30 protein-coding genes and 3 pseudogenes are annotated in these 25737 nt (G+C 59.3%); 25 read left to right on the forward strand and 8 right to left on the reverse strand.

Features of this window, described 5'->3' with window-relative positions; translation table 11 throughout:
* Nucleotides 1-397 precede the first annotated feature (397 nt).
* The 7 genes and pseudogenes from ACQ4V8_RS11495 (at nt 398) to ACQ4V8_RS11525 (ending at nt 6282) form a co-directional block, all read left to right on the forward strand.
* Nucleotides 398-952, forward strand: a complete 555-nt coding sequence (locus tag ACQ4V8_RS11495) for a hypothetical protein (protein WP_010398773.1) — start codon at nt 398-400, stop codon at nt 950-952.
* Between the two features lie 15 nt (nt 953-967).
* A complete protein-coding gene (locus tag ACQ4V8_RS11500; RefSeq protein ID WP_436571486.1) occupies nt 968-2044 on the forward strand; it encodes a hypothetical protein in 1077 nt (358 codons plus the stop codon).
* Nucleotides 2044-2598, forward strand: a complete 555-nt coding sequence (locus ACQ4V8_RS11505; RefSeq protein WP_010398773.1) for a hypothetical protein — start codon at nt 2044-2046, stop codon at nt 2596-2598. The genes ACQ4V8_RS11500 and ACQ4V8_RS11505 overlap by 1 nt, the downstream gene beginning before the upstream one ends.
* A 15-nt stretch (nt 2599-2613) precedes the next feature.
* Complete coding sequence (locus tag ACQ4V8_RS11510) at nt 2614-3744, forward strand: zinc-binding metallopeptidase (protein ID WP_436571487.1); 1131 nt, start codon at nt 2614-2616, stop codon at nt 3742-3744.
* Between the two features lie 10 nt (nt 3745-3754).
* A complete protein-coding gene (locus ACQ4V8_RS11515) occupies nt 3755-4060 on the forward strand; it encodes a hypothetical protein (RefSeq protein ID WP_010398758.1) in 306 nt (101 codons plus the stop codon).
* 144 nt (nt 4061-4204) lie between these two features.
* Nucleotides 4205-5367: pseudogene (locus ACQ4V8_RS11520) on the forward strand (IS3 family transposase).
* 558 nt (nt 5368-5925) lie between these two features.
* The gene (locus ACQ4V8_RS11525; protein WP_010398749.1) at nt 5926-6282 is read left to right on the forward strand and encodes a flagellar hook-basal body complex protein; all 357 of its coding nucleotides are present in this window, start codon (nt 5926-5928) and stop codon (nt 6280-6282) included.
* Nucleotides 6283-6387: 105 nt separating this feature from the next.
* Here the strand turns inward: ACQ4V8_RS11525 and ACQ4V8_RS11530 are convergent, their stop codons facing one another.
* Nucleotides 6388-7371, reverse strand: coding sequence for an IS5 family transposase (locus tag ACQ4V8_RS11530; protein ID WP_436571488.1), 984 nt, complete (start codon nt 7369-7371; stop codon nt 6388-6390).
* 324 nt (nt 7372-7695) lie between these two features.
* Between ACQ4V8_RS11530 and ACQ4V8_RS11535 the strand changes: the two genes are divergently transcribed.
* Nucleotides 7696-7827, forward strand: a complete 132-nt coding sequence (locus ACQ4V8_RS11535) for a hypothetical protein (RefSeq protein WP_280721208.1) — start codon at nt 7696-7698, stop codon at nt 7825-7827.
* A gap of 130 nt (nt 7828-7957) precedes the next feature.
* Nucleotides 7958-8212, forward strand: coding sequence for a TIGR03643 family protein (locus ACQ4V8_RS11540; protein WP_010398732.1), 255 nt, complete (start codon nt 7958-7960; stop codon nt 8210-8212).
* A gap of 304 nt (nt 8213-8516) precedes the next feature.
* Here the strand turns inward: ACQ4V8_RS11540 and ACQ4V8_RS11545 are convergent, their stop codons facing one another.
* On the reverse strand, nt 8517-9203 hold the full coding sequence (locus tag ACQ4V8_RS11545; protein ID WP_280720963.1) for a helix-turn-helix domain-containing protein: 687 nt from the start codon (nt 9201-9203) through the stop codon (nt 8517-8519).
* 221 nt (nt 9204-9424) lie between these two features.
* Here ACQ4V8_RS11545 and ACQ4V8_RS11550 point away from each other — a divergent pair, with 221 nt between their 5' ends.
* Entirely contained in the window at nt 9425-10126 is a 702-nt protein-coding gene (locus ACQ4V8_RS11550) for an aspartate/glutamate racemase family protein (protein WP_436571489.1), read from the forward strand.
* Nucleotides 10127-10297: 171 nt separating this feature from the next.
* Here ACQ4V8_RS11550 and ACQ4V8_RS11555 read toward each other — a convergent pair whose 3' ends face one another.
* Nucleotides 10298-11497, reverse strand: a complete 1200-nt coding sequence (locus ACQ4V8_RS11555) for a YbfB/YjiJ family MFS transporter (protein WP_010398726.1) — start codon at nt 11495-11497, stop codon at nt 10298-10300.
* A gap of 360 nt (nt 11498-11857) precedes the next feature.
* On the opposite strand from ACQ4V8_RS11555, the gene ACQ4V8_RS11560 reads away from it, so the two are divergent.
* The 6 genes from ACQ4V8_RS11560 to ACQ4V8_RS11585 all read left to right on the forward strand — a co-directional run bounded on the left by ACQ4V8_RS11560 (nt 11858) and on the right by ACQ4V8_RS11585 (nt 15675).
* On the forward strand, nt 11858-12532 hold the full coding sequence (locus ACQ4V8_RS11560; RefSeq protein ID WP_010398724.1) for a CsgG/HfaB family protein: 675 nt from the start codon (nt 11858-11860) through the stop codon (nt 12530-12532).
* 8 nt (nt 12533-12540) lie between these two features.
* The gene (locus ACQ4V8_RS11565; RefSeq protein WP_196855096.1) at nt 12541-12912 is read left to right on the forward strand and encodes a DUF4810 domain-containing protein; all 372 of its coding nucleotides are present in this window, start codon (nt 12541-12543) and stop codon (nt 12910-12912) included.
* Nucleotides 12909-13571 (forward strand): DUF799 domain-containing protein, encoded by a 663-nt coding sequence (locus ACQ4V8_RS11570; RefSeq protein WP_010398720.1) that lies wholly within the window; start codon nt 12909-12911, stop codon nt 13569-13571. The genes ACQ4V8_RS11565 and ACQ4V8_RS11570 overlap by 4 nt, the downstream gene beginning before the upstream one ends.
* Before the next feature lie 128 nt (nt 13572-13699).
* Nucleotides 13700-14362 (forward strand): response regulator transcription factor, encoded by a 663-nt coding sequence (locus ACQ4V8_RS11575; RefSeq protein WP_029496456.1) that lies wholly within the window; start codon nt 13700-13702, stop codon nt 14360-14362.
* Nucleotides 14359-14565: a hypothetical protein gene (locus tag ACQ4V8_RS11580; RefSeq protein ID WP_436571490.1), complete on the forward strand. Its 207-nt coding sequence runs from the start codon at nt 14359-14361 to the stop codon at nt 14563-14565. Before ACQ4V8_RS11575 ends, ACQ4V8_RS11580 begins: the two co-directional genes overlap by 4 nt.
* Before the next feature lie 42 nt (nt 14566-14607).
* Nucleotides 14608-15675: an ATP-binding protein gene (locus ACQ4V8_RS11585; protein WP_436571491.1), complete on the forward strand. Its 1068-nt coding sequence runs from the start codon at nt 14608-14610 to the stop codon at nt 15673-15675.
* A gap of 57 nt (nt 15676-15732) precedes the next feature.
* Here ACQ4V8_RS11585 and ACQ4V8_RS11590 read toward each other — a convergent pair whose 3' ends face one another.
* Nucleotides 15733-16371 carry an NAD(P)H-dependent oxidoreductase gene (locus ACQ4V8_RS11590; RefSeq protein WP_010398712.1) on the reverse strand — a complete coding sequence of 213 codons (639 nt, stop codon included), beginning with the start codon at nt 16369-16371 and terminating at the stop codon, nt 15733-15735.
* 245 nt (nt 16372-16616) lie between these two features.
* Between ACQ4V8_RS11590 and ACQ4V8_RS11595 the strand changes: the two genes are divergently transcribed.
* The gene (locus ACQ4V8_RS11595; protein WP_436571492.1) at nt 16617-17897 is read left to right on the forward strand and encodes an arsenic transporter; all 1281 of its coding nucleotides are present in this window, start codon (nt 16617-16619) and stop codon (nt 17895-17897) included.
* A 45-nt stretch (nt 17898-17942) separates the two neighbouring features.
* On the forward strand, nt 17943-18572 hold the full coding sequence (locus ACQ4V8_RS11600; RefSeq protein WP_436571493.1) for a Rossmann-fold NAD(P)-binding domain-containing protein: 630 nt from the start codon (nt 17943-17945) through the stop codon (nt 18570-18572).
* Nucleotides 18573-18596: 24 nt separating this feature from the next.
* On the opposite strand, the gene ACQ4V8_RS11605 is transcribed toward ACQ4V8_RS11600, so the two are convergent.
* The 4 genes from ACQ4V8_RS11605 to ACQ4V8_RS11620 form a co-directional block, all read right to left on the reverse strand.
* Nucleotides 18597-19565, reverse strand: coding sequence for a DUF2145 domain-containing protein (locus ACQ4V8_RS11605; RefSeq protein WP_436571494.1), 969 nt, complete (start codon nt 19563-19565; stop codon nt 18597-18599).
* Nucleotides 19566-19573: 8 nt separating this feature from the next.
* A complete protein-coding gene (locus ACQ4V8_RS11610) occupies nt 19574-20005 on the reverse strand; it encodes a hypothetical protein (RefSeq protein WP_070347081.1) in 432 nt (143 codons plus the stop codon).
* A 109-nt stretch (nt 20006-20114) separates the two neighbouring features.
* Complete coding sequence (locus ACQ4V8_RS11615) at nt 20115-20948, reverse strand: HDOD domain-containing protein (RefSeq protein ID WP_436571495.1); 834 nt, start codon at nt 20946-20948, stop codon at nt 20115-20117.
* An 87-nt stretch (nt 20949-21035) separates the two neighbouring features.
* Nucleotides 21036-22133 (reverse strand): acyl-CoA dehydrogenase family protein, encoded by a 1098-nt coding sequence (locus tag ACQ4V8_RS11620; protein WP_010398705.1) that lies wholly within the window; start codon nt 22131-22133, stop codon nt 21036-21038.
* 117 nt (nt 22134-22250) lie between these two features.
* Here ACQ4V8_RS11620 and ACQ4V8_RS11625 point away from each other — a divergent pair.
* The 7 genes and pseudogenes from ACQ4V8_RS11625 to ACQ4V8_RS11655 all read left to right on the forward strand — a co-directional run.
* A pseudogene (locus ACQ4V8_RS11625) lies at nt 22251-22468 on the forward strand (3-methyl-2-oxobutanoate hydroxymethyltransferase); the annotation flags it as partial.
* A 485-nt stretch (nt 22469-22953) separates the two neighbouring features.
* Complete coding sequence (locus ACQ4V8_RS11630) at nt 22954-23748, forward strand: TOTE conflict system archaeo-eukaryotic primase domain-containing protein (protein WP_436571496.1); 795 nt, start codon at nt 22954-22956, stop codon at nt 23746-23748.
* A gap of 55 nt (nt 23749-23803) precedes the next feature.
* Complete coding sequence (locus tag ACQ4V8_RS11635; protein WP_436571497.1) at nt 23804-24178, forward strand: DUF1579 domain-containing protein; 375 nt, start codon at nt 23804-23806, stop codon at nt 24176-24178.
* Nucleotides 24179-24391: 213 nt separating this feature from the next.
* On the forward strand, nt 24392-24514 hold the full coding sequence (locus tag ACQ4V8_RS11640) for a hypothetical protein (RefSeq protein ID WP_261981103.1): 123 nt from the start codon (nt 24392-24394) through the stop codon (nt 24512-24514).
* Between the two features lie 57 nt (nt 24515-24571).
* Nucleotides 24572-25072 (forward strand): alpha/beta hydrolase, encoded by a 501-nt coding sequence (locus tag ACQ4V8_RS11645; protein WP_436571498.1) that lies wholly within the window; start codon nt 24572-24574, stop codon nt 25070-25072.
* Nucleotides 25056-25199 (forward strand): annotated as a pseudogene (locus tag ACQ4V8_RS11650) (xylanase); the annotation flags it as partial. The gene ACQ4V8_RS11645 and the pseudogene ACQ4V8_RS11650, both read left to right, overlap by 17 nt.
* Nucleotides 25200-25209: 10 nt before the next feature.
* A complete protein-coding gene (locus tag ACQ4V8_RS11655; protein WP_436571499.1) occupies nt 25210-25728 on the forward strand; it encodes a GNAT family N-acetyltransferase in 519 nt (172 codons plus the stop codon).
* The last annotated feature ends 9 nt before the right edge of the window (nt 25729-25737 follow it).

The following is a 25737-nucleotide window of genomic DNA, read 5'->3' on the forward strand; positions in this document are numbered from 1 at the left end:
GTCCTTGATTTCCTGCCGGATCTTCGGGGTGGTGCGGGCTTGGGGATGAATGCGTGAGCTCATGGACTGAAGTTTATGCGATGTGCTGTAACCGGTGGGACGATCTCGGTGGCAAACTGCCGATCAACTCGTCAAGCACAGCTTTGGCTCGGAACAGGGCCATGCTGCGACGAGGAATATGATCGCACGAAACTAAACACTTAACCTCTACTTTTAGCGCGCTCTAAAAATGGGGGGATTACCATGACGCTGCTCAACTACACCAAGGTTTCCAATACACGGCACGAACGAGCTCAGAGTATGCTCGGTTAAAATACACCCCATTTACCTACTTTGCGCCGCAAAATAGCAGACCTTACGACGCTTGGGTCAACCTCGTTAATGGATTTAAACCATAATGAAATTTCTGAAATTTTCCCAATGGGCGGCATGCTATCTGTTCATATTCTTCGCCCTGCAAACCAACACCGCTGCGGCGAGTGATGATCAGGAGAAGACTTCACCTATCCCGGTGATCGAGACTATGGCGCTCAGCACAGACCCCACTATGCTGTACGGAAAAGGTTTTCCCGGAACCGTCACCAGAACTGTATCAAGCAATGACAAGATAGCGTTCTATTTCGCAGCCATACGCGTGATCAATCCTGGTAAAAACAAGTTCGAACTGAGATTGGAATTTATTGACTCATCAGGGCAACTTGTGATTGGCAATACGACCACTCGAGAAATCCATGATCTTACGGAAACCAAGTATTTGGATGGTAAATCTGGTTATATGGAGACAAGCCTCGGCTTAAATCCGGCCGTAGATGCCATTGTTCCGGGCCAAAAGATGTCTTTGAAGAATGAAGAAGAATATTACGTTCGTCTATTCATTGATGACAAATTGATTGGGCTGACCAAGTTCAGGTACTTCATTAAAAGCAAGCCTGCGAAGGACCCAAAAAAATAGACCTGTTTAGGTGCTGTGCCCGCTCTGCAAAACTTTACACTTCAACAGATCGCTACAGACGCGTTCGGCAATGCGCTGGGCAGCAGCCTGGCTGAACAATATAGTCAGTCGAGCCGGGACGACGCATTGCTGCGTCAAGCCGGCGAAGACATGAAATCAAGCCAACGTTTCGCCGCGAATAATCCAACCAATGGTTCCTTGCGCTCGTGGAGCGGCGATGGCGAAATGATGCAGGACTTCGATCCTAACCAAAGGCTGTTCAAAGACGACTACGCTTACGACAATCGTTCTGATATTGCGTTCGACAGCACGCAACAAGATGCCGACCCGACCATGCAGCGAGTTGTCATTACCGGAAAGCGGCCTACTTCTCAAGAGCGTGCAGAGTATGAAAATCAGGCGAAGGATCAAATTCGCTTGTCCATGATAAGAATATCTGGAGGGGTTGGACAAACCAAGAAAAAAGCCGCGCCGGAACCGGTAAGCAAAAGCCTTTATCCGCTTTCCGCGCCGATCAGCGACGCGGACTTTACGAACTCGAAGTCCTTGAGCCGAAGCAGGGTCACAGAAATCATTGAGTCGCATAATCCCTTGTTGGTGAAGGCAGGTGCATCTGATTTGTTGTACGATGCAGCGCAAAAATACGAATTGAATCCGAAAGTGCTGCTGGCTTCGATGGCACAAGAACAGAGCTGGGGTTTGAACGGCAAGCTATCTAAGTTGTTTGGAATTGACGCGGGCGGTGGAGGGAATCCGGCTGCCCTGTCGATTGAAGAGTCGATTGATAAAGCAGCTAAGACCTACCGCAGATATTTCGATGAAGCCGACGCCGATCCGCGAAAACTCAACATGAAGATTAACTTCGATCCACGAGATAAAGAACAAACCGCAGTTGTCGGGCGGAATGGGCTGGAAGCTTGGCAGTTGGCTCATCCAGATGACGCTGCTCAACTACACCAAGGTTTCCAATACACGGCACGAACGAGCTCAGAGTATGCTCGGTTAAAATACACCCCATTTACCTACTTTGCGCCGCAAAATAGCAGACCTTACGACGCTTGGGTCAACCTCGTTAATGGATTTAAACCATAATGAAATTTCTGAAATTTTCCCAATGGGCGGCATGCTATCTGTTCATATTCTTCGCCCTGCAAACCAACACCGCTGCGGCGAGTGATGATCAGGAGAAGACTTCACCTATCCCGGTGATCGAGACTATGGCGCTCAGCACAGACCCCACTATGCTGTACGGAAAAGGTTTTCCCGGAACCGTCACCAGAACTGTATCAAGCAATGACAAGATAGCGTTCTATTTCGCAGCCATACGCGTGATCAATCCTGGTAAAAACAAGTTCGAACTGAGATTGGAATTTATTGACTCATCAGGGCAACTTGTGATTGGCAATACGACCACTCGAGAAATCCATGATCTTACGGAAACCAAGTATTTGGATGGTAAATCTGGTTATATGGAGACAAGCCTCGGCTTAAATCCGGCCGTAGATGCCATTGTTCCGGGCCAAAAGATGTCTTTGAAGAATGAAGAAGAATATTACGTTCGTCTATTCATTGATGACAAATTGATTGGGCTGACCAAGTTCAGGTACTTCATTAAAAGCAAGCCTGCGAAGGACCCAAAAAAATAGACCTGTTTAGGTGCTGTGCCCGCTCTGCAAAACTTTACACTTCAACAGATCGCTACAGATGCGTTCGGTAATGCGCTCGGTAGCAGCCTGGCCGACAGCATCAACAGCGGCGGCCGTACCCTGTCAGCTCGTCCGATCAGCGATTTCACCAGCATCGGGCCGGTCGATTCTTCCGGTCCTCAGGTCGATATTCCAGGGTTGCTGGCGGGACTTCCGGAAATTAACGCTGAGCAAAGTCCTTATCTTGCGAACATAGCTGACGATCAGTTTCCTGCTCCAGCGGCAAAAGGTCGGCTTCTCCGCTCGCAATCGTCTGAGTTAAAACCTTTCGAACTTAGTCCTTTGGCATTGGATCAGCCAGACCTAAACAAGCTGGTATCTATCGGCGACATCCGCAAAACCCAGACCTATGAGAGCGGCACTGAGACCCGAGTGCTGGGTCAGCCAGATGACTTCAATAGAATTCGTCGCCCGGTTACGCTGGGTGCCGTCGAAGATTTGTCTTATCGCTTCGTGGGTTCGGATGCGGATATTGACGCGCGTTCACAGGAAGTACAAATTGGCACGAGGACTGTTCGTGTGATTTACCCTAGAGTTTCTACGGCCCAAGATTCTGATATCTTACTGCCAAGTGTCGATAGCGTAGCAAGAGCCCTTGGGATTGTCGATGACCAACAGCTTGCAGAAACCAGATCCGTGGTACTTAACCCTAATAGGAATCCTCTGGATGCTCGCTGGGAAACGGAGTACGGCATTCCAGGTTTTAGAAGTCAGGCAACCGCCGGAGCTGGCGTAGTTAACTTCTATCCGACTCGTTCGAATGGTGATCAGAGCGTGGTTGATGCTACGTTAATCCATGAAACAGCGCACCTGTGGAGCCAAAAACTTTGGCTTGATAGTGCTGTAAAACAGACATGGGCCACAGCAAGCTTAAGTGATGCAAGATATCCATCAACCTACGCCCGTAGTGCAGCCGTAGAGGACTTTGCCGAATCGATTGTGATGTATCGCTTAAGCAAGGGGCAAATTTATGAGCCGTCAGCACGTGCACTTTTCCCGGAAAGGTATCGCGTTTTAGACAGCCTTTATTCAACTAGAACCACCTCGACGCCTCTGGTTCCAACGAGAAGCTGGTTTAATTTTTAAGAGAAATATTATGGATGCGATGTGCAACGAAATATACGATACCAGTCAGCTTGAAGTTGTGATCTTTGATAGGTATGCCAAGACCCGCAAAATTGAACAATTTGCAGGATTACCGAATGACATGAAATACAAACCTCGCCTAGTGACTTGCGATAACGTAGAAAAAACTATCCAAGTACCTGTGGCGGAGATTCAATTATCGACTGTTGACAAGACTGGCCAACTTGTTGAAAAAGGCAAAGCTACAAGCGTCTTAATTGAGTATTTAGACAAGGATGGGAATGTCTTGGAAGTGGTGCGCATGGCTAAAGATTAGCAGCGCGCCAGAGTCCAGCGCCGGCGTCAGTTCGGGCATTGAGAGTGTGAGCAGCGTCAGCCATGCTGCTGGCGCAGTTCTGTAGTGGTTTAATGTACCCGGACACTGATTTAGGCGAGAATGCTCGCCATGGAGAGGTGTTTGATGAGCAAGCAAAGACGTACGTTTTCCCCTGAGTTTAAACAGCAGGCGGCATGCCTGGTACTAGATCAAGGATATAGCCATACGGAGGCAAGCCGGTCGGTGGGCATCGGCGAATCAGTGCTGCGCCGCTGGGTGCAGCAGCTTCAGTTGGAGCGGCAAGGCATCACGCCACAGAGTAAGGCAATGACGCCTGATCAGCAGCGAATACAGGCACTCGAAGCACGCATTGAGCGTCTCGAGCGGGAGAAGTCCATTTTTAAAAAGGCTACCGCGCTCTTGATGTCGGAAGGAGTAGAACGTACGAGATAATCGATCAGATTTGTGGTAACGAATCAATCGAGTTGATCTGCGCGGTGTTCGACGTAGCGCGGTCATGCCTGTATGCGCATCGGGAGCGCGCCCGGCACATTGATGTTGAGCGCATGGCATTGCGTAGCCGCGTGCACGAGCTGTTCGTCGAGAGTCGCAGTTCGGCGGGAAGCCGCAGCATCATGGGCATGATGCGCGAGGAAGGCACGGCAATTGGCCGCTTCAAAGTCAGTCGTTTGATGGAAGAGCTAGGGCTGGTCTGCAAACAGCCTGGCAGCCATGCCTATAAGCAGGCTACGGTGGAGCGGGTCGATATTCCGAACCACCTCAATCGTGAATTCACAGTCGAGGCGCCAAATCAGGTCTGGTGCGGGGACATCACCTATGTCTGGGCGCAAGGCCGATGGTATTACTTGCAGTGGTGTTGGATTTGTTCGCTCGCCGAGCGGTGGACTGGGCATTCTCGCTACGACCCGACGCGGACCTTGTTGTGCAAGCGCTGGAAATGGCGTACGAACAGCGAGGTCGACCGCAGGGGCTGCTGTTTCATTCGGATCAAGGTAGCCAGTACGCCAGTCGAAAATTCCGTCAGCGCTTGTGGCGCTATCGGATACGACAGAGTATGAGCCGTAGGGGAAATTGTTGGGATAACCCCCCCGATGGAACGGCTGTTCCGCAGCTTCAAAACTGAATGGCTGCCGTCAATTGGTTACATGACGGCACAGGAAGCACAACGGGACATCAGCCATTACCTGATGCACCGGTATAACTGGATACGGCCACATCAGTTTAATCACGGATTGGCACCGGCCGTCACCGAAGAAAAACTTAACGTAGTGTCCGGGATGGGTTGACCACTACAGATCGACCTGAGCGCTCGACACATGAAAGGGTCTGAATTCGATGCAAATTCCGGGTCAGAGTTCAGTGCAATCTAACATGTAGCAGATGGTTGCGCCAAATTTCAGGGATTTCAGATCGAGCGAAAAACGATGGCTCGATACGCTTTTAGCGGCTCCCATGAGGGTTGGCGGGAGCATCAAGTGTTGGACGCAAGGTGGTTTCGGCTGCCCAGATTCGTTCTACGCCATACGCAACCTCGCCCCTCGTTTTGATGAGTTTATCTGTAAAATTTTAAAAAGGTGCCAGCCAAGATGGGAAAGTGTGGGGGTACGCCACCTGATGTTTGCGATTGCTATGCCAACCGCAGGGCCGAGTGAGTAGGTGATCGTCTATTGCGTGAGTATTAACGAGCTATTTTTGTTATTTTGAAAATCTTTTAGCTGGTGAAGCCAAGCATGTTAACGTTTTAAGAATTGTAAGCGGCAACATTTTTGTTGCCAGGTATGATATTCTTTAAATCTACTTAATTTTCCTTCGTGCATCTGTGCGTGGGTTGTGATTGCGCACGTATGGACTTGATGGCTATCGCCGGCAACGGCATGCAACACGACTTGCAGCGGCTGGAAACGATCAGCCAGAACGTGGCGAATGTACTCACGCCTGCATATAAAAAGCAGGTAGTGGTCGGCCCCTCGTTTGCTGCGCACATGCAGGGTGCCTTGGAGCAAGGCGCTGCCGGTCCATCTATTCTTCCGCCTTCCCTGACTATCGACCCTTCCGCCGGTTCCTTGCGCTACACCGCCAATACGCAGGATGTGGCGATAGAAGGCGCTGCCTTTTTTGAAGTGGAAAGCCGTTCTGGCCCGCAGTACACGCGGCAGGGCGCGTTGCGCGTCGATGTGAATGGCCGCCTAGGGAAGTGCTGATCAATTCGGTTTTCTGACGAGGCTAGCGCGCCAAATGCCCGACCGGCGAGCCGTTCAAGCCCGTTTATCGTTCAATTTAACGTGATGCTGCGCGTCTTCCTGCAATCAAGACGGACTACGGGATTCGGTGATCGTAAAACGTCTTCCGGCAAGTACCAAGTTGGCAAAGGCAAACAAGGTAAAAAGCTGTGCAGTGTTCTTGGCCAAGCCGCGATAGCGCGTCTTACGATGACGGAACAGGTTCTTGATGACATGAAACGGATGCTCGACTTTCGCCCGCACGCTGGCTTTCAGATGCTCCAACTTTTCCGTCAGGCGCCCAAGTTTATTGTTGGGCAGCACCTTGCGTTTGGAGCGCTTCATGGCCACGTGCCATGTCACCGACTTGCCGATGTTTTCGGGCCGCTTTTCCACGCCCTGGTAGCCGGCGTCGCCGAGCGCGGAGCTCTCGTCACCATGCAGCAGCGCGTGCGCCTGCGTCACGTCGGCAACATTGCCGGCCGTGCCGATGACGGTATGCACCAGGCCAGACGCGGCGTCCACGCCGACGTGGGCCTTCATGCCAAAGTGCCAGTCATTGCCCTTTTTCGACTGGTGCATCTCCGGATCACGCTTGCCGTCCTTGTTTTTGGTGGACGGCGGCGCGGCGATCAGCGTGGCGTCGACGATGGTGCCTTCGCGCATCATCAGACCCTTCTCGGCCAAGTGCCCGTTGATCGTGTCGAAAATCTGGCGCGTCAGCGCGTTGGCTTCCAGAAGGTGGCGGAACTTCAGCAAGGTCGTCGCGTCTGGCGCCGACTCGCGGCCCAGATCGATGCCGACAAAGGCGCGAATCGATTGGCTGTCGTAGATCGCGTCTTCGATGCCTTCGTCAGACAATCCAAAGCATTGCTGGGCCACATACATGCGCAGCATGCGCGCTAATCCGATCGGCGGGCGACCGGCGCCCTCGACCTTCGGATAGAACGGCTCGATCAGCTTGTGCAGCTTGCCCCACGGCGTCACGCTGTCGATTTCGGCCAGGAAGCGGTCGCGCCGCGTTAGTTTCTTCTTGGCGGCGTATTCGAGGTCGGAGAAGCTCTTTTGCATGGTCGATGGCGGACGGTGGCGATACCGATATTGTCTCAGGTCGGACAGCCGTAGGGAACGGTACCAGATGAATAAATCAGTGCCTCCCTAATTCGAAACTTGCACTTCCCACCAAGAATTCGTAACAAAATCAAGTACTTACATTAAAGCCGACACATGACGTGATCGGCTTTTTTTGTGCCTGTGTAATTGGCCTGTACGGTGTCCTTCCCCTCGAGCTTTACCAGTATCAGATAGCGGGATCGCCGTTCGACCAAGGTAGCGATGTGCCATTTCAAGCGATCGGTGCATTACTTAAGAAACTTTATGGGCTTGGCGGCGTACATGATGCTTTATAACGAGGAACGGTTCCACCAGGCGCTGGGCAACGACACGCCAAGCAATGTGTACCGTACGGGTATCGGCGGCGGCGCGATGATTCAAGCACAGCCTAAACTAAATTCATTCCTGCCTTGACACTGGGGGCCACTTTGATGATGCTGGTGCCAGCGCCATTGCAGTTAGCCTATGGACGCCGGTCAAAGCGATGACGCGCTTGTGTCATCAAAAGGTCCTATCTATGGTGCTTGGACGAAAAAGGAGAATTATGCAAAAGCGTGTTTTAAGCGACCAAGAAATTGATCGTATTGTTGAAATGGCGTGGGAGGACCGCACTACCTTCGATGCCATCGAGATGCAATTTGGCTTGAACCAGCAAGCGGTGATCGAACTGATGCGCACGGAAATGAAAGCATCAAGCTTTCGTATGTGGCGCCAGCGCACGCATGGCAGAAGCAGCAAGCATGCCGCACTCAGAAGTGCTGACATTACCCGTTTCAAATGCTCTAGTCGGCGCCAATAGCGCACGTCCACCAAAACATGCTTTCCCGGTAATGCTCGGGTGTCAGCGCACGGTGTCGCGCACCGCAACGCGCCCGCTATCAGTCATGGGGCCAAGCTTGGGTCGGGCCTACGCATGGCTCTAGCCTGAATGTTTCATGAATTGGCATGGCGGCAGGCTTTTGTGTTGTCAGCGCTGCCGCCATGCTTGCCTGTCGATACTGTCCGACATCGATGCCGACCGTTTGTTGCTTATGCATCTGGCCGGTCTAGCAGGTGTTCTCATTCGGTCGACCGGCCTTTTCGCTTTGTCTGCCACCCACGATTTAAGTCACCAGCAACTGGCGATACTGGCCTGGCGTCAAGCCCAGGGCGGCGCGCATGGCACTGCCCATGTGCGATTGATGAGCGAAACCGCTGGCATAAGCGATGTCTGCCAGAGGCCTGTCCACCTCCAGTAGCATGTTCCGCGCCGCCTGCACGCGCGTTTCTACGATGTAGGCATGCGGTGTCATGCCTGTCGCCCGAGTAAAGTCGCGCAGGAAGCGCAGGAGTGGCAAGCCTTCGTCTGCAGCCAGCCGTTGCAGGGTCAGTCCTTGGTCAAATTGGCAAGCGATGCGCTCCAGCACCCGCGCCATGTTAGCCCGCGCCACGCGTCGGGGTGCCTCTTGATATACCTGCCGCAGCGACAGCAATGCCAAGGCTGCGTGTTCCAAAGCCAGTGGATCGGCCTGGGTCGCCAGCATTAGCCGCCGCAGGCGTAGCGCCAGAGCGAGAGCCTGCCGGTGCCCGGCCATTTCTACGCGCCTCTGCTGCCTAGCGTCCTGCGGCACGTCGCTCAACGCGGCGTCACGCCAGCGCAGTACCAGATATTCGCCACCGTGCTCAGATTCGGAAAAAATATCAATTCCGGCAGGCGTGCAAGCGAGGACGCCGGGCCATGTATCGAAATCGACGCGCCGGTCGGAGCCTATCGCATGCACGCCCCGCTGACGTTGCAGCGACACGCCCATGCTCTGTGACTGCAAGGGGTCGCGCGCGCTGTAAGGCACGCCCGGCAAAAGCTGCAGGCACAGTCCGCCTGCAGCGCGCGTTACCACAGGCATTGCGCCGCCTTTAATGTCCTCGATAAGTGGCCGTGCCATGTGAAATTTCCTGATAGATCAAAATGTTGGTCATGGAGATACTAGCCGAGCTCACAGCAGTACATCTACCACTTAAGACAGGAAAGTATATGCGAACAATAGGCTTGATCGGCGGTATGAGCTGGGAATCGAGTGCACAATATTATCGCATCATCAATCAGGGCGTACGCGTCCGTTGTGGGCCGCTACGCTCTGCGCCCGTGCTGCTCTACAGCGTCGATTTCGGCCCCGTCGCGCAAGCGCAACATGCAGGTCGCTGGCAAGATGCCGGCGCCATCCTGCGCGATGCGGCCGTACGTCTGCAGGCAGGAGGCGCCGACGGCATCGTGCTGTGCACCAACACAATGCATGTGCTCGCCGACGACATTGCATCGGCCACGCCATTGCCTTTCCTGCACATCGCCGATCCCGTGGGCACTGCGGCACAGGCACTGGGACTGCATACGGTGGGCTTGCTCGGCACCTCGTTTACCATGCAGCAACGCTTTCTGCGCGACCGCTTGGCGCTGCATGGCCTGGAAGTCCTGCTGCCTCCCGACGCTCAGCAAACTGCCTTGCACGACATCATTTATGCCGAACTGTGCGCCGGTATTGTGCGAGCTTGCTCACGTGCCGTGTTCCTGCGCGCAATTGATGCGCTGGCCGCGCGCGGTGCACAAGCCGTCGTCCTCGGCTGCACAGAAATCAGCCTGCTGCTGCAGCAGGAGCACAGCGACCTGCCCCTGCTCGACAGCACCCGGCTACATGCACAAGCAGCCGTCGACTTCGTCCTGGACAGTCACGCAAGTTGAGCGCCACGCCTTGCGCGGGCACGGCGCCCAGTGGCTGCGCATCGCCTGCGCGCACCCGGGCGGACAGGCCCTGCATGAATTGCCGCGTGTCGGCATGTATCGTTGCCGGGATTTTTTTTGCATCGGTGTGCATTGTGTTCTTGCTGCGAAGGCAGGCCATCTTGCAGTGTGCTAAATGGCCGGCGCCAGCGCTTTTTGCCGGGCGGCCAGCGCTGCGCCGATGAAGAGGGCGATGGACGAGGCGATCAAGCCCCGCTCCAGTCCGGCCGGGCCATCGGCGACCCAGCCGACCGCGATGGGGCCGATGATCTGGCCCAGCGCGAATACCGTCGTGTAGGCGCTGATGCCGGCCGTCCAGGATTGCTGCGGCAGGTTATGCCGCACCAGGGCCGTCGTCGAGGCCACCACCGACAGGAATACGGCGCCAAAGAGCAAGCCGGACAGGAATACGAGGGGCACAAAGCTGGTCAACGCGGGCACGATGGTGGCCAGGCCCAGCACGCCATTCAATATTGCCAGCGACTCGCCGCCCTTGTAGCGGTCGAGCATGCGCGCCCAAATACGCGACGATGCCACTACCGCCAAACCCAGCAAGGTGTAGAACACGGTGATCAAGGTGGGCGGCATGCTTTGCTCATTGAGCAGGGCGATGACGAAGGTCATGTAGCCGATGTAGCCGACGCCAAACATGAAATAGCCGGCCAGGCTGGGGGCGAAATCGCGCCAGGCGAAGCGGCGTGGCGTGTCGAGGGCGCGCGGCGACTCGCCGATGGCTTTCGCCGGCAAGGCCATGATGGCGGTGGCGAGCAGGCAGGCGATGCCCAACGCCAGCCATGGCCATTGCCAGGCATGCGCGGCGCCGTGCTCATGGGCCGACGTCAACGCGGCCGGCACCAACAGGGCCGACAGCGCGATGCCGAAACCCGTACCGCCGTAATACAGGCCGATGTAGAAGCCGGCCCGCTGGCTGTGCATGGAACCGAGGCGCGCCGCCAGCACACCACCGGCGATAAAAATGAAGGCGCTGGCGACGCCCGCGCACACGCGCTGCAGGAACAGGGTAGGCGTATCGCTGACCAGACCCGACATCAGCATGAAGATGCTGGCCAGCACGCAAGCGGTGAGCAGCAAGCGCCACACGCCCAGGCGGCGCATCAGCGCTGGCGTCGCCAGGGCGCCGATAAAATAGCCGAGTGCATTGAAGGTGTTCATGGCTCCGGCCAGCAGGTAAGACCAGTCCAGGTCGGCGCGCATGGACGGCAGCAGCAAGCCATAGGAAAAGCGCGACATGCCCAGGGCGACGGCGGCGCCCAGCGAGAGCGCCAGCGCCGTGGCCAGCGGATGGGAGGGGCAATGATCGTGTGTCGGCATGGCCTGAGACTCATCCAGAGGAAAGCGTGCAGTGGCGTTGGCGTCCGGGTAGGCCGGTCGGCGGGCAAGGTCTGTGGCGGCAGTGACTACGGCGCTGATGGCACGCTGATGCTTTTTTGCCACGCATTGACTACTCATTCAGTAGTGATTTTCTACCTATTGGCTGCTAAGTTAATGAATCGGCGGCGCTAAGTCAAGCCGTTGCCGCGCTGCAACATGGCTGACAACAATGCAATCGTCGCTATCGTTACTTTTGGAGAGTATTGTCATGCATGCAGTCCCATATAATTGCAAATAGGAAATTAACTTGCCGAAATTCACTTGCAGGTTGCTCCTGTTCCTCCACACCATAAAGGCACTATGAACAAGAATAAACCTGGCGCGTTGTTGATGGCAGCGCTGATCGGCTCGGCATTGGCTGGCTGCGCTTCCGAATCGTCACAAGCCTTGGCTGTCCCTACGGTCGCCAGCGCAGATCGCCCTTACGTAGGGCCACGAACCCTGATCGCGGTCGGTAAATTCGACAACCGCTCGAACTTTATGCGCGGCATCTTTTCCGATGGCGTCGATCGCCTGGGCAGCCAGTCAAAAACGATCCTGATTGCGCACCTGCAAACGTCGAATCGTTTCAATGTGCTCGACCGCGATAACATGGCCGAGCTCAAGCAAGAAGCCGAATTCAAGAAGCAGGGCCAGAACATCAAGGGCGCTGACTTCGTCGTGACCGGCGACGTGACCGAGTTTGGCCGCAAGGAAGTAGGCGACAAGCAATTGTTTGGCATCATGGGCCGTGGCAAGACGCAAGTGGCGTATGCCAAAGTGACGCTGAACGTCGTCAATATCGCCACCTCGGAAGTCGTGTATTCGGCGGCCGGCGCCGGTGAATACAGCCTGTCGAACCGCGAAGTGCTGGGTTTTGGCGGCACCGCCAGCTATGACGCTACCCTCAACGGCAAAGTCCTCGACCTGGCCATGCGCGAAGCGGTAGAGCGCCTGGTCGCTGGCGTCGAAGCGGGCGCAATGCGCAAACAATAAGGTATCCGATGAAACAGACAATGATGAACAAGGGCGCTGCCCTGCTGGCACTGCTCGCCTGTGCCGCACTGACCGGTTGCGCCACGCAATCGAAGACCCTGTACCAATGGGAAGGCTATCAGCCGCAAGTGTACGAATACCTGAAGGGCGAAAGTCCGGAGCAGCAGATGGCTGCCATGGAAAAAGACCTGCAAGTGATCGCCGCGAAGGGCAACCGTGCGCCGCCGGGTTTCCATGCCCACCTGGGCATGCTGTACTCGATCGCGGGCAAGCCCGAGCAGGTCGTCGCGCAATTCGAAGATGAGAAAAAACTCTTCCCGGAGTCGACGCCGTATATGGACTTTCTGTTGGGTAAATTGAAAAAAGGCGAAAAATTATGATCTCGCGCATATTGAAAATCGCCCTGTGCCTGGGTCCCGCCATCGTCATGGTCGGTTGCGCTACCAAACAGGCCGCTTATGACTACACGGCCTTCAAGGCGGCCAAGCCGCGTTCGATCGTGGTCTTGCCACCATTGAACAACTCGCCGGAAGTCAATGCCGGCAACAGCGTCTACGCGCAAGTGACCTATCCGCTGGCCGAAGCGGGCTACTATGTGCTGCCGGTGGCCGTGGTCGGTGAAACCTTCAAGCAAAACGGCTTGACGAATGCCGCCGATATCCACGCTGTCGATGCCAAGAAGCTCAACGATATCTTTGGCGCTGACGCGGGCCTGTACGTGACGATCTCCAAGTACGGCACGACGTATGCCGTGATCGACAGCTACACGGTGGTGTCGGTCGATGCCAAACTGGTCGACTTGAAGACAGGCACGCTGTTGTGGCAGGGCGCAGCCAGCGCATCGAGCAACGAAGGCAATAATAGCAGTGGCGGCGGCCTGGTCGGCATGCTGGTGACGGCGGCTGTCAAGCAGATCATCAACAGCAGCACCGATGCCAGCCACCCCCTCGCTGGCACGGCCAATGCGCGTATGTTGTCGGCGGGCGTGCCGAACGGCCTGTTGTACGGCCCCCGTTCGGAACGTTACCTGGCGCAGTAATCAGCCGTTAGCACCGCACACCTGTCCTGCATACGCCAGGGCAGGTGCTTGCCGGCGTGGTCAGTGCCAAACCGGCTTGCCCCAGCCAAGGTAAGATGTCGCTATTTTTTGCGATTGTGAGGGTTTGCGTGCGCGTGTTGCTGGTGGAAGACGATCCGATGATCGGTGAAAGTCTGGTCGCGGGCTTGCGCGGCGAGTGCTATGCCGTGGACTGGGTGCGCGATGGTCACGATGCGGAGCTGGCGCTGGCCGGCTTCGCCTACGATCTGATGTTGCTGGATCTGGGTTTGCCCGGCAAGGAGGGCATGGAGGTGCTGCGTGCCACGCGTGCGCGCGGTGCCGAGCTGCCGGTGCTGATCATCACGGCGCGCGATGGCACGCGGGCCCGCGTCGAAGGACTCGACAGCGGTGCCGACGATTACCTGGTAAAACCGTTTGACCTCGATGAATTACTGGCGCGCATACGTGCGCTGCTGCGCCGCCGCGTCAGCCGTTCGCGCTCCGTCATCGAGCATGGCGCATTGATGCTGGACCTGGCCAGCCACGAAGTCAGCTACGCAGGTGCGCAGATCAGGCTGCCGCCGCGCGAGTTTTCCGTGCTGCGCGCCTTGCTCGACCATCCGGGCAAGGTTGTTTCTAAGCGGCAACTGAGCGAAAAACTGTATGGCTGGGATAGCGAAGTGGAAAGCAATACCGTCGACGTGTACGTGTACCAGTTGCGCAAGAAGTTTGGCGCCGATGCTATCCAGACCGTGCGTGGCGTGGGCTACAAGATGCGGCTAGCATCTTGATGACCATCCGCCGCCAGTTGCTGCTGGGCTTGCTGGCCGTTACCTTGCTGTGCGTGCTCGGTGCCGGCATTTCGCTGTTCCGCTCGCTGCTGGAGGAAAGCAATGAACTGGCCGATTTGCAGCTGCGCCAGCTGGCCGTAGCCTTGCCCGATGAATTTGCGCCGCCGACGGGATTGTTTGCCGTGCACGACCCGGAAGAATGATTCGTTCTGCAGGCGTGGGACGAGGGTGGCCAGGCGCTATCGGTGTTGCCGCAGCAGCCGGCACTGCCACGCTATGGGCTCGATGGCTTTGCCGATGTCAGCCTGCGCGGCGAGCAATGGCGCCTGTATGGCGAGACGCGGCGCAACCGTTACGTACAGGTGGCGCAGGCGCAGGCCGTGCGTAATCAACTGGCCTGGCAAATGACCATGCGCGCCGGCGTACCGTTGCTGGTGTTCGCGCTGATCCTGGCGCTGCTGATCGTCGTCGTAGTGGAGCGCGCGCTGGCGCCCCTGCACCGGCTGGCCGAATCGGTGGCGGGCCGTTCGCCTTCGGCCCTGACGCCGCTGGCGGCGCACGACATGCTACCTGAGCTGCGCCCGGTGGCGCTGGCGTTGAATGGCTTGATGGGTCAGTTCGAAGCGGCGTTGACGGCGCAGCGCAGCTTCGTCGCCGATGCGGCGCATGAATTGCGTTCGCCGCTGACGGCGCTGAAACTGCAGTTGCAGGTGGCCGAGCGGGCCGGCAGCGAGGAAGAACGCCGCGTCGCCCTGGCGCGGCTGCATGAACGGCTGGACCGCAGCACGCACCTGGTGCGCCAGCTATTGAGCTTGGCGCGCCATGAAACGGCGCTGGTGCCCAGTCAGTTGCAAATAGTTGATCTGAGGCAACTGCTGGAAGCGGCCGTGGCCGATCACAGCGCGCTGGCCGATAGCCGCGCGATCGACCTGGGCGTGCTGGAATCGGCGTCGGCGTCGAGGCCGGTGCAGGTGCAGGCCGATCCCGACGGCTTGCAAGTGTTGCTCAATAACTTGATCGACAACGCCTTGCGCTACACGCAGCAGGGCGGCAGGGTCGATTTGCAGGCCGCGCTGGAAGAGGGCAGGCCCGTGCTGCGCGTATCGGACAACGGTCCCGGCGTGCCGCACCAGCACCATGCGCGCCTGTTCGACCGCTTCTTCCGCCCTGACGGCAACGACGCCTGGGGCTGCGGCCTGGGCCTGTCCATCGTGCGCCATATCGCCGAACACCACCAGGCCGATATCGCGCTATCCGATGCGCAAGCGGGGCGCGGCTTGCAGGTGACGGTACGCTTCCCGCAGCGAGCCTGAAAGCAAAAAAAGCGGATGCCGTCGCCAGCATCCGCTTTTCAATGATGGGCGAGGCGCTTATGCCACTTCGGTGATGAACTGCTCGCGCGCGGGGCGCACTTTTTTCAAGTCCACCAGCCAGTCGCCTTCGTCGGCGCGATAGCCGAGCGGCAACATGACGACGGAGCGCAGACCTTTTTCGCGCAAGCCTAGGATCTCGTCGACCTTGGCCGGATCAAAACCTTCCATCGGCGTCGAATCGACTTTTTCTTCTGCCGCCGCGATCAGGGCCGTGCCCACGCCGATATATGCCTGGCGTGCTGCATGCTGGTAGTTGGTTTCCGCGTCGCGCTGCGGATACGTGCCCAGGATTTGCTGACGATACGCTTCCCAGCCTTCATTCTTGAAGCCGCGCACGGTGTTGACCAGGTCAAACATCGTGTTGATGCGCTCGACCGTGTAATTATCCCAGGCGGCAAACACCAGCACGTGCGAAGCGTCCGTCACTTGCGACTGGTTCCATGCATGCGCCTTGATTTGCTCGCGCAGGGCCGGATTGGTCACCACGAATACTTCATACGGGTGCAGGCCGCTGGAGCTGGCCGTCAGTCGCACGGCTTCCAAGATGCGATCGAGCTTGTCTTGCGGCACCGTTTTCGCCGGGTTCATCTTCTTGGTGGCGTAGCGCCATTGCAGTGTTTCAAGCAAATCGGACATGTAAATCCCTTTAAAATGAATAGGTCAGGTGGGAAATAATAGCCGATTCAGGCATTTCAAGTGCGAAGGGCCAAAGAACTTGCCTCGCGCACTACGCCAGGCGTTGCAGGCCCGTCCTTGCCGCCGCCTTCTTTCCCGCGCAGCCGGCACGCCAGGATGCGACAGCACGGTGTAGGTTATTGGCGTAATTCCATATTTCCAGTATTATGGAATAATTAAACACACCATTTACCGGAACTCAGACCATGCTGATCGCTTTCCTGATCTTTCTCGCCACCTTGACCCTCGTTATCTGGCAACCGCGCGGCCTGGGCATCGGCTGGAGCGCCGCCATCGGCGCTTGTGTGGCCTTGCTGGCCGGCGTGATCCAATGGGCCGACATCCCTGTCGTCTGGCATATCGTGTGGAATGCCACCGCGACTTTCATCGCCGTGATCATCATCAGCCTGCTGCTGGACGCGGCCGGGTTCTTCGAGTGGGCCGCCTTGCACGTGGCGCGCTGGGGTGGTGGTAGCGGGCGCAAGCTGTTCGTGCTGCTGGTCTTGCTGGGCGCGGCGGTATCGGCCGTGTTCGCCAACGACGGCGCCGCGTTGATTTTGACGCCCATCGTTATCGCCATGTTGCGGGCCTTGAAGTTTTCCGCCAAAGCCACGCTGGCCTATGTGATGGCGGCCGGTTTCATCGCCGACACGGCCAGCTTGCCACTGGTGGTGTCGAACCTGGTCAATATCGTCTCGGCCGATTTTTTCAAGATCGGCTTTGCCCAGTACGCGTCCGTGATGTTGCCCGTCAACGTCGTCGCCGTGAGTGCCACGCTGAGCGTCTTGCTGCTCTTTTTCCGCCAGGATATTCCGCGCAATTACGATGCCTCGCAACTCAAGCGCCCAGGTGCCGCGATCCGCGACCTGGCCACCTTCCGCGCCGGCTGGCTGGTGCTGGCGCTGCTGCTGGTGGGCTTTTTCTCCCAGGAGCACCTCGGCGTACCCATCAGCCTGATCGCCGCCGTGGGCGCCGCGCTGCTGCTGGGCGTGGCCGGCAAGGGCGAGGTGATTTCCACGCGCGACGTGATCCGCCATGCACCGTGGCATATCGTCGTCTTTTCGCTGGGCATGTACTTGGTCGTGTACGGCTTGCGCAGTGCGGGCTTGACGGCTTACCTGACGGGTATGCTCAATCACTTTGCGCAATATGGCGTATGGGGCGCGGCCATGGGTACAGGCGTGTTGACGGCCTTGCTATCGTGCGTGATGAACAATATGCCGACGGTACTGGTGGGCGCGCTGGCCATCGACCCGGCGACGGCGCAAGGCGCCGTGCGCGAAGCGATGATTTACGCCAACGTCATCGGCAGCGACCTGGGGCCGAAGATCACGCCTATCGGCAGCCTGGCTACCTTGCTGTGGCTGCATGTGCTCGACAGCAAGAATATCCACATTTCCTGGGGCTACTATTTCCGTGTCGGCATCGTGCTGACCGTGCCCGTGCTGCTGCTGACCCTGGCCGCACTGGCGCTGCGCTTGTCCTGAGTTCCGTGTATGGTGCTGGCTGACAGCAACTTTAACTGGAAAGCCATGAAATTACTGCTTGTGGGTGCCACCGGCCTGGTGGGCCGCGAAGTGCTGCGCCTGGCGCTCGCCGACGCGCGCGTCAGCACGGTGGTGGCGCCGGTGCGCAAGGCCTTGCCGCCCCATGCGAAACTGCACGCGCCCCTCGTTGATTTTGATCAATTGCCGCCCGATGCACCCTGGTGGCAGGCAGACGCCGTCATCTGCACCCTGGGCACGACCATGAAGGTGGCCGGCACGCGGCAGGCGTTCTTGCGCGTGGACCACGACTATCCGCTGGCCGCGGCGCGCCTGGCGCTGGCGGCGGGCACGCGCACGTATGCGCTCAATTCGGCCGCCGGCGCCAACGCCGCTTCGCGCATCTTCTACAACCGCGTCAAGGGCCAGCTGGAACGCGACCTGGAGCAGCTGGGTTTTGCCTCGCTCACGCACGTGCGGCCGGGCCTGATCGGCGGCGAGCGCGACGTGGCGCGCGCGGGCGAGGGCGCCGCCTTGCGCCTGCTGCGCGTGCTGGGGCCCGTGCTGCCGCGCCGCTGGCGCATCAATCCCGCGCCGCGCATCGCCCGCGCCTTGCTCGAAGCGGCGATGACGGCTGCGCCCGGGGTGCATGTCGTGACGTCGGAACACCTGTTGTGAAGGGCGCCCCCAATATGACAGTGCTTACCGTTGCTGAAAGTGCAGGCCGTCTTGCAGCGGCTGGGGCGCGTCGTCGTCGAGGGCGATAACCCGGTCGTTCGCGCCGGGCACGCAGCCGTCGGCGATCGCTTCCCAGCCCCGGTGCACCACCACCTGCCTGCCATCGTGGCAGATTTCCACGCGCTCGCTGGCGGGCAGGCGCTGGCGCGCGAACGCTTCCAGGCTGGCCGGCAGGCTCACTGCCAGCCGCATCGTGCCGATGGCTGCCGGCGGATGGTCGTCCATGTGCACCAGCGGCACGAAGATCGATCCCAACATCAGCCAGCGCGCGCCCACGTCGACGGCAGCGGGCGCATAGGGCGCGGCGCGCAGCCAGTCCTGGGCGCGCGCGCGCAAGTCGCTGCCGGCCGCCAGCTCGCCCCAGGCCGAGGCCAGCAATTCCACCACCCATTGATTGCAATTCTGGTATTTTAGGCTGAATGCGTAGGCGTTGGCGCTGTAGCGGCCCGCCAGCAATTGCTGCACGCGCAAGGGGTCGAGCAGGGCGCGGCGCAGGGGCGGCACGCTTTCCGCCGGCAGTTTCACGACAGAGATGTAGCCCAGCGATGGATTATCCGTGCCCATGGTGAAACCGGCCGTGCCCTGGTCGAAGATGCGCGGGCGGCCTTCGTCGCAGGCGTAATACAGCTGGCGCGCGGACCAGCCATTGTCATTGTCGTGGCGCCAGGCCAGCGCCGCATGCGAATAGCGGATGCCGAAGCGCGCCAGGTCCAGGCCGGAGCGGCTGATCAGGGCCACGCTGCCTACACTGGCGGCCAGTTCCTCGCGCACCACGGCGGCAAAGCGCAACAGGCGATCGTGCTCGGTTGCTGTGAGTTCCTGGGCGCGGTCGCAAAAACGTGAGGAGGCGAGCGAAGTACCTGCCTGGGCGGCGCCGGCCACGGCTAGCGCGGCGCAGCCGGCCAGCAGTCGCGCCAGTTTGCGCAGGGTCACACCTGGAATCAAAGGCTGACGGGACGCGTGGCCATTTCGCCATACCAGTCGTCGGCCAGCACCAGGAAGAAGGCGGCTCGCGTGTCGTTGCGCGAAAATTCGATGCCGTAGGCGCGGTTTTGCGCATGCACCACGTCGCCCTGCGCCAACTGCTGCTTGTCGAGCGCCGCCTGGGGCAAGTCCAGCACCAGCGGCGATGCCGTGGCGTCGGCTTGCATGGTCAAACGCGTCATGCCGTCGCGGCCCGGCAGGGCGGCCACGTCGATGATGCGGTAAGGGCCATTGGCCACCTTGTTGTCGCGCGAGGAGCTGTTGCTCGAACCGTTGAGCGAATCGGAAATGCTGCCGCTCGACTGGGAACCGGCGCTGGAGGCCGAGGAAACGACGCTGTCGGCGTTGGCATTGCAAGCTAAGCTCAGCGCTGCGGCCAGGCCGAGCATGCGTAAGGAGGTAGTCAAGGCAGTTCTCCAGTGTACTAATATCGCAATAGCAACCGCATGAGAGCAAGCCGGGCCCATCCCGGCCGACATGATCATAGCAGATCGTGGTTTAGCTGAGCAGGACCTTGATTAGGCTCTGCGCTTCGGCTGACGGCTGCGTGCGCAGCACTTGCAGCACGGGATCGTGCTCCAGGTAGGCTTGCAGCGACGCGCTGACGGTGACGCTGGCCTGCGGCAGCGGCGAAGGCACGGGCGCCAGCGCCTTGGCCAGCAGCAGGGTGTCGCGCAAGCCCTCGGGCGGCAGCATGATGGTCGAGCCGGGCAAGGCGTTGACGGCATCGGCCACCGACAGCGGCACGCCCAGCTGGCGCATCAGCGAGCGGCCGATCACTTCCAGGGCGGACGCCATCTGCGTTTCCAGGTGGGCGTACAGGCCCGGGGTCTTGTCGGCCTGGGCCAGCAAATAAAAGCCGGCCACTTCATGCACGATGCCGGCGAACAGGGCCGTATCGGCATCCGTATGCGTGACGGCGCCGGCCAGCGCATGCGCCAGCGCCGCCACGTGCACGGTGTGTGCCCACAGCTGGGCGGCGCGGGCGCGCAAGGCTTCGTCGCGGATGCCCGCGTTCAGCTGGCGGATGACGGCCGCCGTCGCCAGCGCATACAGGTTGCGGTGCCCCAGCCGCTTGACGGCGGCGCGCACGCTGGTGATGGCGCTCGCCTGGCCGGGCGCGAACAGGGCCGAATTGGCCAGCGCCACGGCGCGCGCCGACAAGGTCGGTTCGCACAGCAGCAGACGGCTGATGTCGGACGAGTGGCAATCGGGATTGGCCAGTTCCTTTTGCAGCAGCAGGGCCGTGTTGATGCTGGTGGGAAACGCCAGGGTTTCCGTTTCGGCACTGGCCAGGAGTTGTGCCAGGCTGCTGAGCGTGTTGACGTGCATGGGTAGGGGCCGCGAAATTGCAATGCCTCATAGTATCAGGCAATCCGGCCCGCATGGCGTCCGGCGGCCTTTTCAGTCATGCGCCTGTCAGGGCAGCAGCAATGCATGCTGGCTGGCCGTGTGAAAATCGCGCCACACGCGGTTGATGCTGCTGTCTTCGCGGGCCGCGTACAGGCCGCAGTACGGATACGCGCCATCGACGGCTGAGCGCGCGGCGGCCACCAGGGCCAGCGAAGCGGCCTGCACGGCTTGCATGGTGTTGTCGTCCAGCACCGCGCCGCCTGCCACCGTTGCCCAGCTGTCATCGAGCACGGCGTAAAAACGCGCGCGCGCGGCGGCGCAGGTGTCTTTCTTGCCTTGCAGCATGGCGGCCACTTCCGGCACCTCCAGCAGCGGCAAGCCGGCCCGCGCATGACGGCGGTGGCGCATGCATTCCTCGGCCAGTTGCATGAAATGCCCGGCCATGCCGGCCACGTTGGCGGCCAGGGTCACGTAGGCCAGTGAATAGAATGGGTAGCGGTACAGCGGGCCGTCGGCCGTCGCGGTGGTCGCATCGATGGTGAAACCGTGTTCCTTGGCAAGCCATTCTGCGTCGATGCGGTAGCTGTGCGAGGCGCTGGCGCGCATGCCCAGGCTGTTCCATGAGGGCACCAGCTGCACCAGCGCGGCGGGCACGAGGAAGGCGCGGATGCGCGGCTGGCCTTGCGCATCGAGCAGGGGCTGGCCATCGCGCTGCAGGCGGGCGTTCAGGGTAAAGTGGGTCGCCATGGGCGCGCCGCTGGCGTAGTCCCAGCTACCTGTGATGCGGTAGCCGTCGCCTTCTTCCTCGGCAAAACCGGTGGCCGCGCCGCTGCCACCGAGGCAAACGCGCGGCGTGCCGATAATGGCCTGCGCCAGCTCAGGTTCCAAGAACCCCGCGAACCAGCCCGCGCCCGCGCACAGGGTCAGTACCCAGCCCATGCTGCCGTCGACGGCGGCCACGGCTTCTTCCAGGCGCACCACTTGCGGCAGGGGCAGCTCGGTGCCGCCCGCGCTGCGCGGCGCCAGCATCGTCAGCCAGCCGCGCCGGTGCAGCAAGGCTTGCTGCGCCGGATGCAAAAAGCGGGCGGCGTCGGCCGCCGGCGCATGGCGCGCGATGCGGCGCGCGTCGCGCTCGGAAAGGGTAGCAATGGCAGCGTGCGGCATGCGTAAAGTCCGGCAATGGCAAAGGCGGGCATTTTCGCACAGCGTGCACGGTTGCGGGGGCAAGGTGATTTCCGCTAGGCGCTGCGCCGACGGTGCTCGTCCAGCGTCTCGCCTGTTTGCTATGACGCCCGTTTCGCCACCCTGATGAATACCTGTGGCGTGGAAAAGCTGCTGGTCGGCGCCGCGCTTGGCAATGTGGTGCAAGGGCAGGGCACGACCTTGCCCGTCAGCGTCGCCGACATCGCCTGCCACCCGGCCAGCCTGGCGACCGACATGCCGTTCAGCTGCTGCGGGCGGGAGCGCATATGGTCAAGCTGAAGGGCGCCAGCTGGCTGACGATCTTGCCCGGCTGCCTGCTGGCGGGCACGGGCCTCGGGCTGACCAACACGTCCGTCACCAACACGACGACGGGCGCCGTGCCCGGCGAACGGGCCGGCATGGCGTCCAGCATCGACATCAGTGCGCGCATGGTCAGCCTTTCCATCAATATCGCGCTGCTGGGCTTTATTCTCGTTGCAGGCATCCAGTCCGCCTTGCGCCAGCATGTGCCTGCCGGGATGGAGGATGCGGCGGCGCTGCACGCCATGGCGGAAGGCTTGTCGGCAGGCAAGGGTGCCGGCGCGCTGCTGGCCGGCGTGGCGAAGCTGGCGCTGGCACAGGGATTTGGGGCCGTGATGCTGTATGGCGGCATAGCCGCCTGCCTGTTCGCCGTGGCCAGCGCGCTGGTGTTTGGTGCCGGGCGGGACGCTGCGCTTGGGGCGGGGCGGCTATAATCTGGGCACGTTGGCAAGTGTTGCTCAACGTCATTACGAGGCCGCCCATGCATAAACTGATTTCCGAACTCACCCGCCTGTACCTGTTCGAGGAACAGCAGCACTATGTCGATGCGCAGGGCGGCGCGCAGCCTTTGATGCCGGCCCTGCTGGCGCGCCATCTGTCGGGCGAACAGACGGTGGCCGTACAACTCGTGACCAGTAGCGGCCTGACGCGCGCGCTGGTGCTGGAGTTTGGCGGCAAGGGCGGCGGCGAAGCGCACTGGAGCGCGCTGTGCACGATCGCCAATGCCGTGCAGCATGAGCTGGACTTGCCGGCGCCCGCCGTCAGCATCTCGGGTACGGCGTTCCAGCTGTGGCTGTCGCTGGCCGCGCCCGTGCCCGTCGCCCAGGCGCGCCAGTTCGTGCAGTTGCTGCGCTCGACCTTTTTACCTGCCTCGACCGACATCCTCGCCACCGCGCCGCCAGACGACGTGGAGCAGGTGGCGCTGCCGCCATGTTTGCAGCCGTCGGGCAAGTGGGCCGCCTTCATCCACCCCAGCATGGGCGCCGCCTTCGTCGACGAACCGGGCCTGGACATGCCGCCGCCGCCAGCCGCCCAGCTGGGCTTCCTGGAAAGCTTGCGCAGCATCAACCCGACCCAGTTCGCGCAGGCGCTGGCGAAATTGCAGGGACATGCGGGGCTGGCTGTCGTCGTGCCCGCTCCCGTCGTCGCCGCATTGCCAGTGGCAACGTCCGCCAGTGCGCCGGGCTTGCTGCTGCAGGACGCCACGCTGGAAGACATCGTGCGCTGGCTGCATGCGCGCAATATCGAGCCGACTTTGCGGCACAGGTTGCCTTAATGGGGCGATTGCAGATGTTGGCGGCAGGCGGCCAGTAGCGGACATTTTCACGGATGTGACAAATTTTGATTTCATCATCGGCGATTGGCTGGTGACACATCGCCGGCTCAATTCCAGATTCACCAATTGCAAGCAATGGACGGAGTTTGACGGGCTCTCTTCGACCGTCAAGACACTGGGTGGCTTTGGAAACCTGGAGGACAACGTTCTCTACTTCCCGGAAGGTAGCTTCCGGGCCCTTGCCCTGCGCTCGTTTTGTGTGAAATCCGGCGCCTGGTCGATCTGGTGGCTCGATGCACGCAATCCGACGACGCTCGATGTCCCTGTCGTTGGAAAATTCTCCAATCACATCGGCGTATTTTTTGCAGATGACCTACTCGATGGCCAGGCAATCAAAGTACGCTTTACCTGCACTGCCACACTTGGGTAAAATCCCCGCTGGGATCTAATGCCGTTCAGTTAAGGGTTTTGGCGTGATTTATGAGCGCCAGTAAATTCGCTAACCCCAGAGGCAAAGAGCTGGGGTCGGACCCTCAGGGTCCGACCCCTGTCCTGGTTCTTGGGCTAAAAATAGCACCACTAACACACTAACTGAACGGCATTACCGCTGGGATCAGGCTTTTTCCAAGGACCAAGGAAGAACATGGGAAACGAACTGGATGATGGATTTCGTGCGCGCCACACAGGCAATGGCAGCCATTCCGCCTTGAAGGCTGAGGTTGTCAACGACGGCAAGCGCGCAGAAGCAGTCAGTCAGATTGAATGACTGACTCTGATTTCGGCATCAAATTTTGTCGGCTCACCATGTCTGGAATGAAATTCTGTGAAATATCTTCTCAGTACTATTGCGGTGCTTGCTTGTACGAATGTGCACGCTGCTGCATGGCAGCCTGCCAGCGGACAGCAGCAATTGCCGATCTGGCCTGGCGCGATACCTGACGCGAAATCAGCCGCTGGACCGGAAGACGAGGTGACGTTACGGGAAGATCGGCTCATCGCAGGACGGCCCTGGCTGGAACTGGACAACGTTACGCGGCCTACGATGACAATTTACTCGCCACAGGGAAGGAGCACGGGCGCTGCCGTTATCGTTTTTCCCGGCGGAGGCTATTCGGCGCTGGTCATCGACCTGGAAGGAACGGAAGTTTGTGACTGGCTGACATCGATTGGTGTTACGGGCGTGCTGTTGAAGTATCGTGTCCCCGGATCAGGTCCCCACTGGGATAAAATCCGTAATGTCCGTGTCATTCCCAAGACGCATACGGCGTTGCAAGATGCACAGAGAACGTTGGGCCTCGTTCGCCATCATGTCGGTCAACTATAAAAATGACCTTTCAAAGTTGAACCCAAGCATTGAAGTGACCAGTCAAACACCTCCCACTTTCCTGCTGCATGCGCAAGACGATCCGGTAGACCCGGTAGAGTTTTCTCTTCTCTATTATGCGGCCCTGAAGAATGCAAATGTACCCGTGGAGATGCATTTGTTCGCTGAGGGAGGGCACGCGTTTGGGCTCCGTCCTACGCAGCTTCCAATCACGAAGTGGCCCATGTTGGTCGAAACGTGGCTGGACAAATATCAACTACACATCCGATCAGCCATGCGCCGAGGCGTTCAAGGCACTGTACGACACGACTGGCTGGGGGCCGGTATCACGCGGGACTGCGTTCTATCAAGATGCACTTGTCGGCTCCTGGTGTTCGCGATCCGCTTATTTGGGCGGCCAACTTGTTGGTTTTGTGCGTGTCATTTCGGATGGCCGCTTGCACGCGTTTGTCACCGAGATGATTGTTCACCCCGAATTTCAGCATCGGGGAATCGGTGCGGCTTTACTCAGTTCCATTCTTGACGGTTATCGCGACGCTGGCATTGCAGATGTTCAGCTTTTCAGCGCCAAAGGCAAGTCGATATTCTATGAAAAACTGGGATTTTCCTCGCGGCCGGAAGATGCGCCCGGCATGCAATTGAAGGCAGCCACCTGAGTACACTGC

This window comes from Janthinobacterium paucivorans, from assembly GCF_051380805.1.
GTDB classification, from domain to species: Bacteria; Pseudomonadota; Gammaproteobacteria; order Burkholderiales; family Burkholderiaceae_D; genus Janthinobacterium; species Janthinobacterium lividum_D.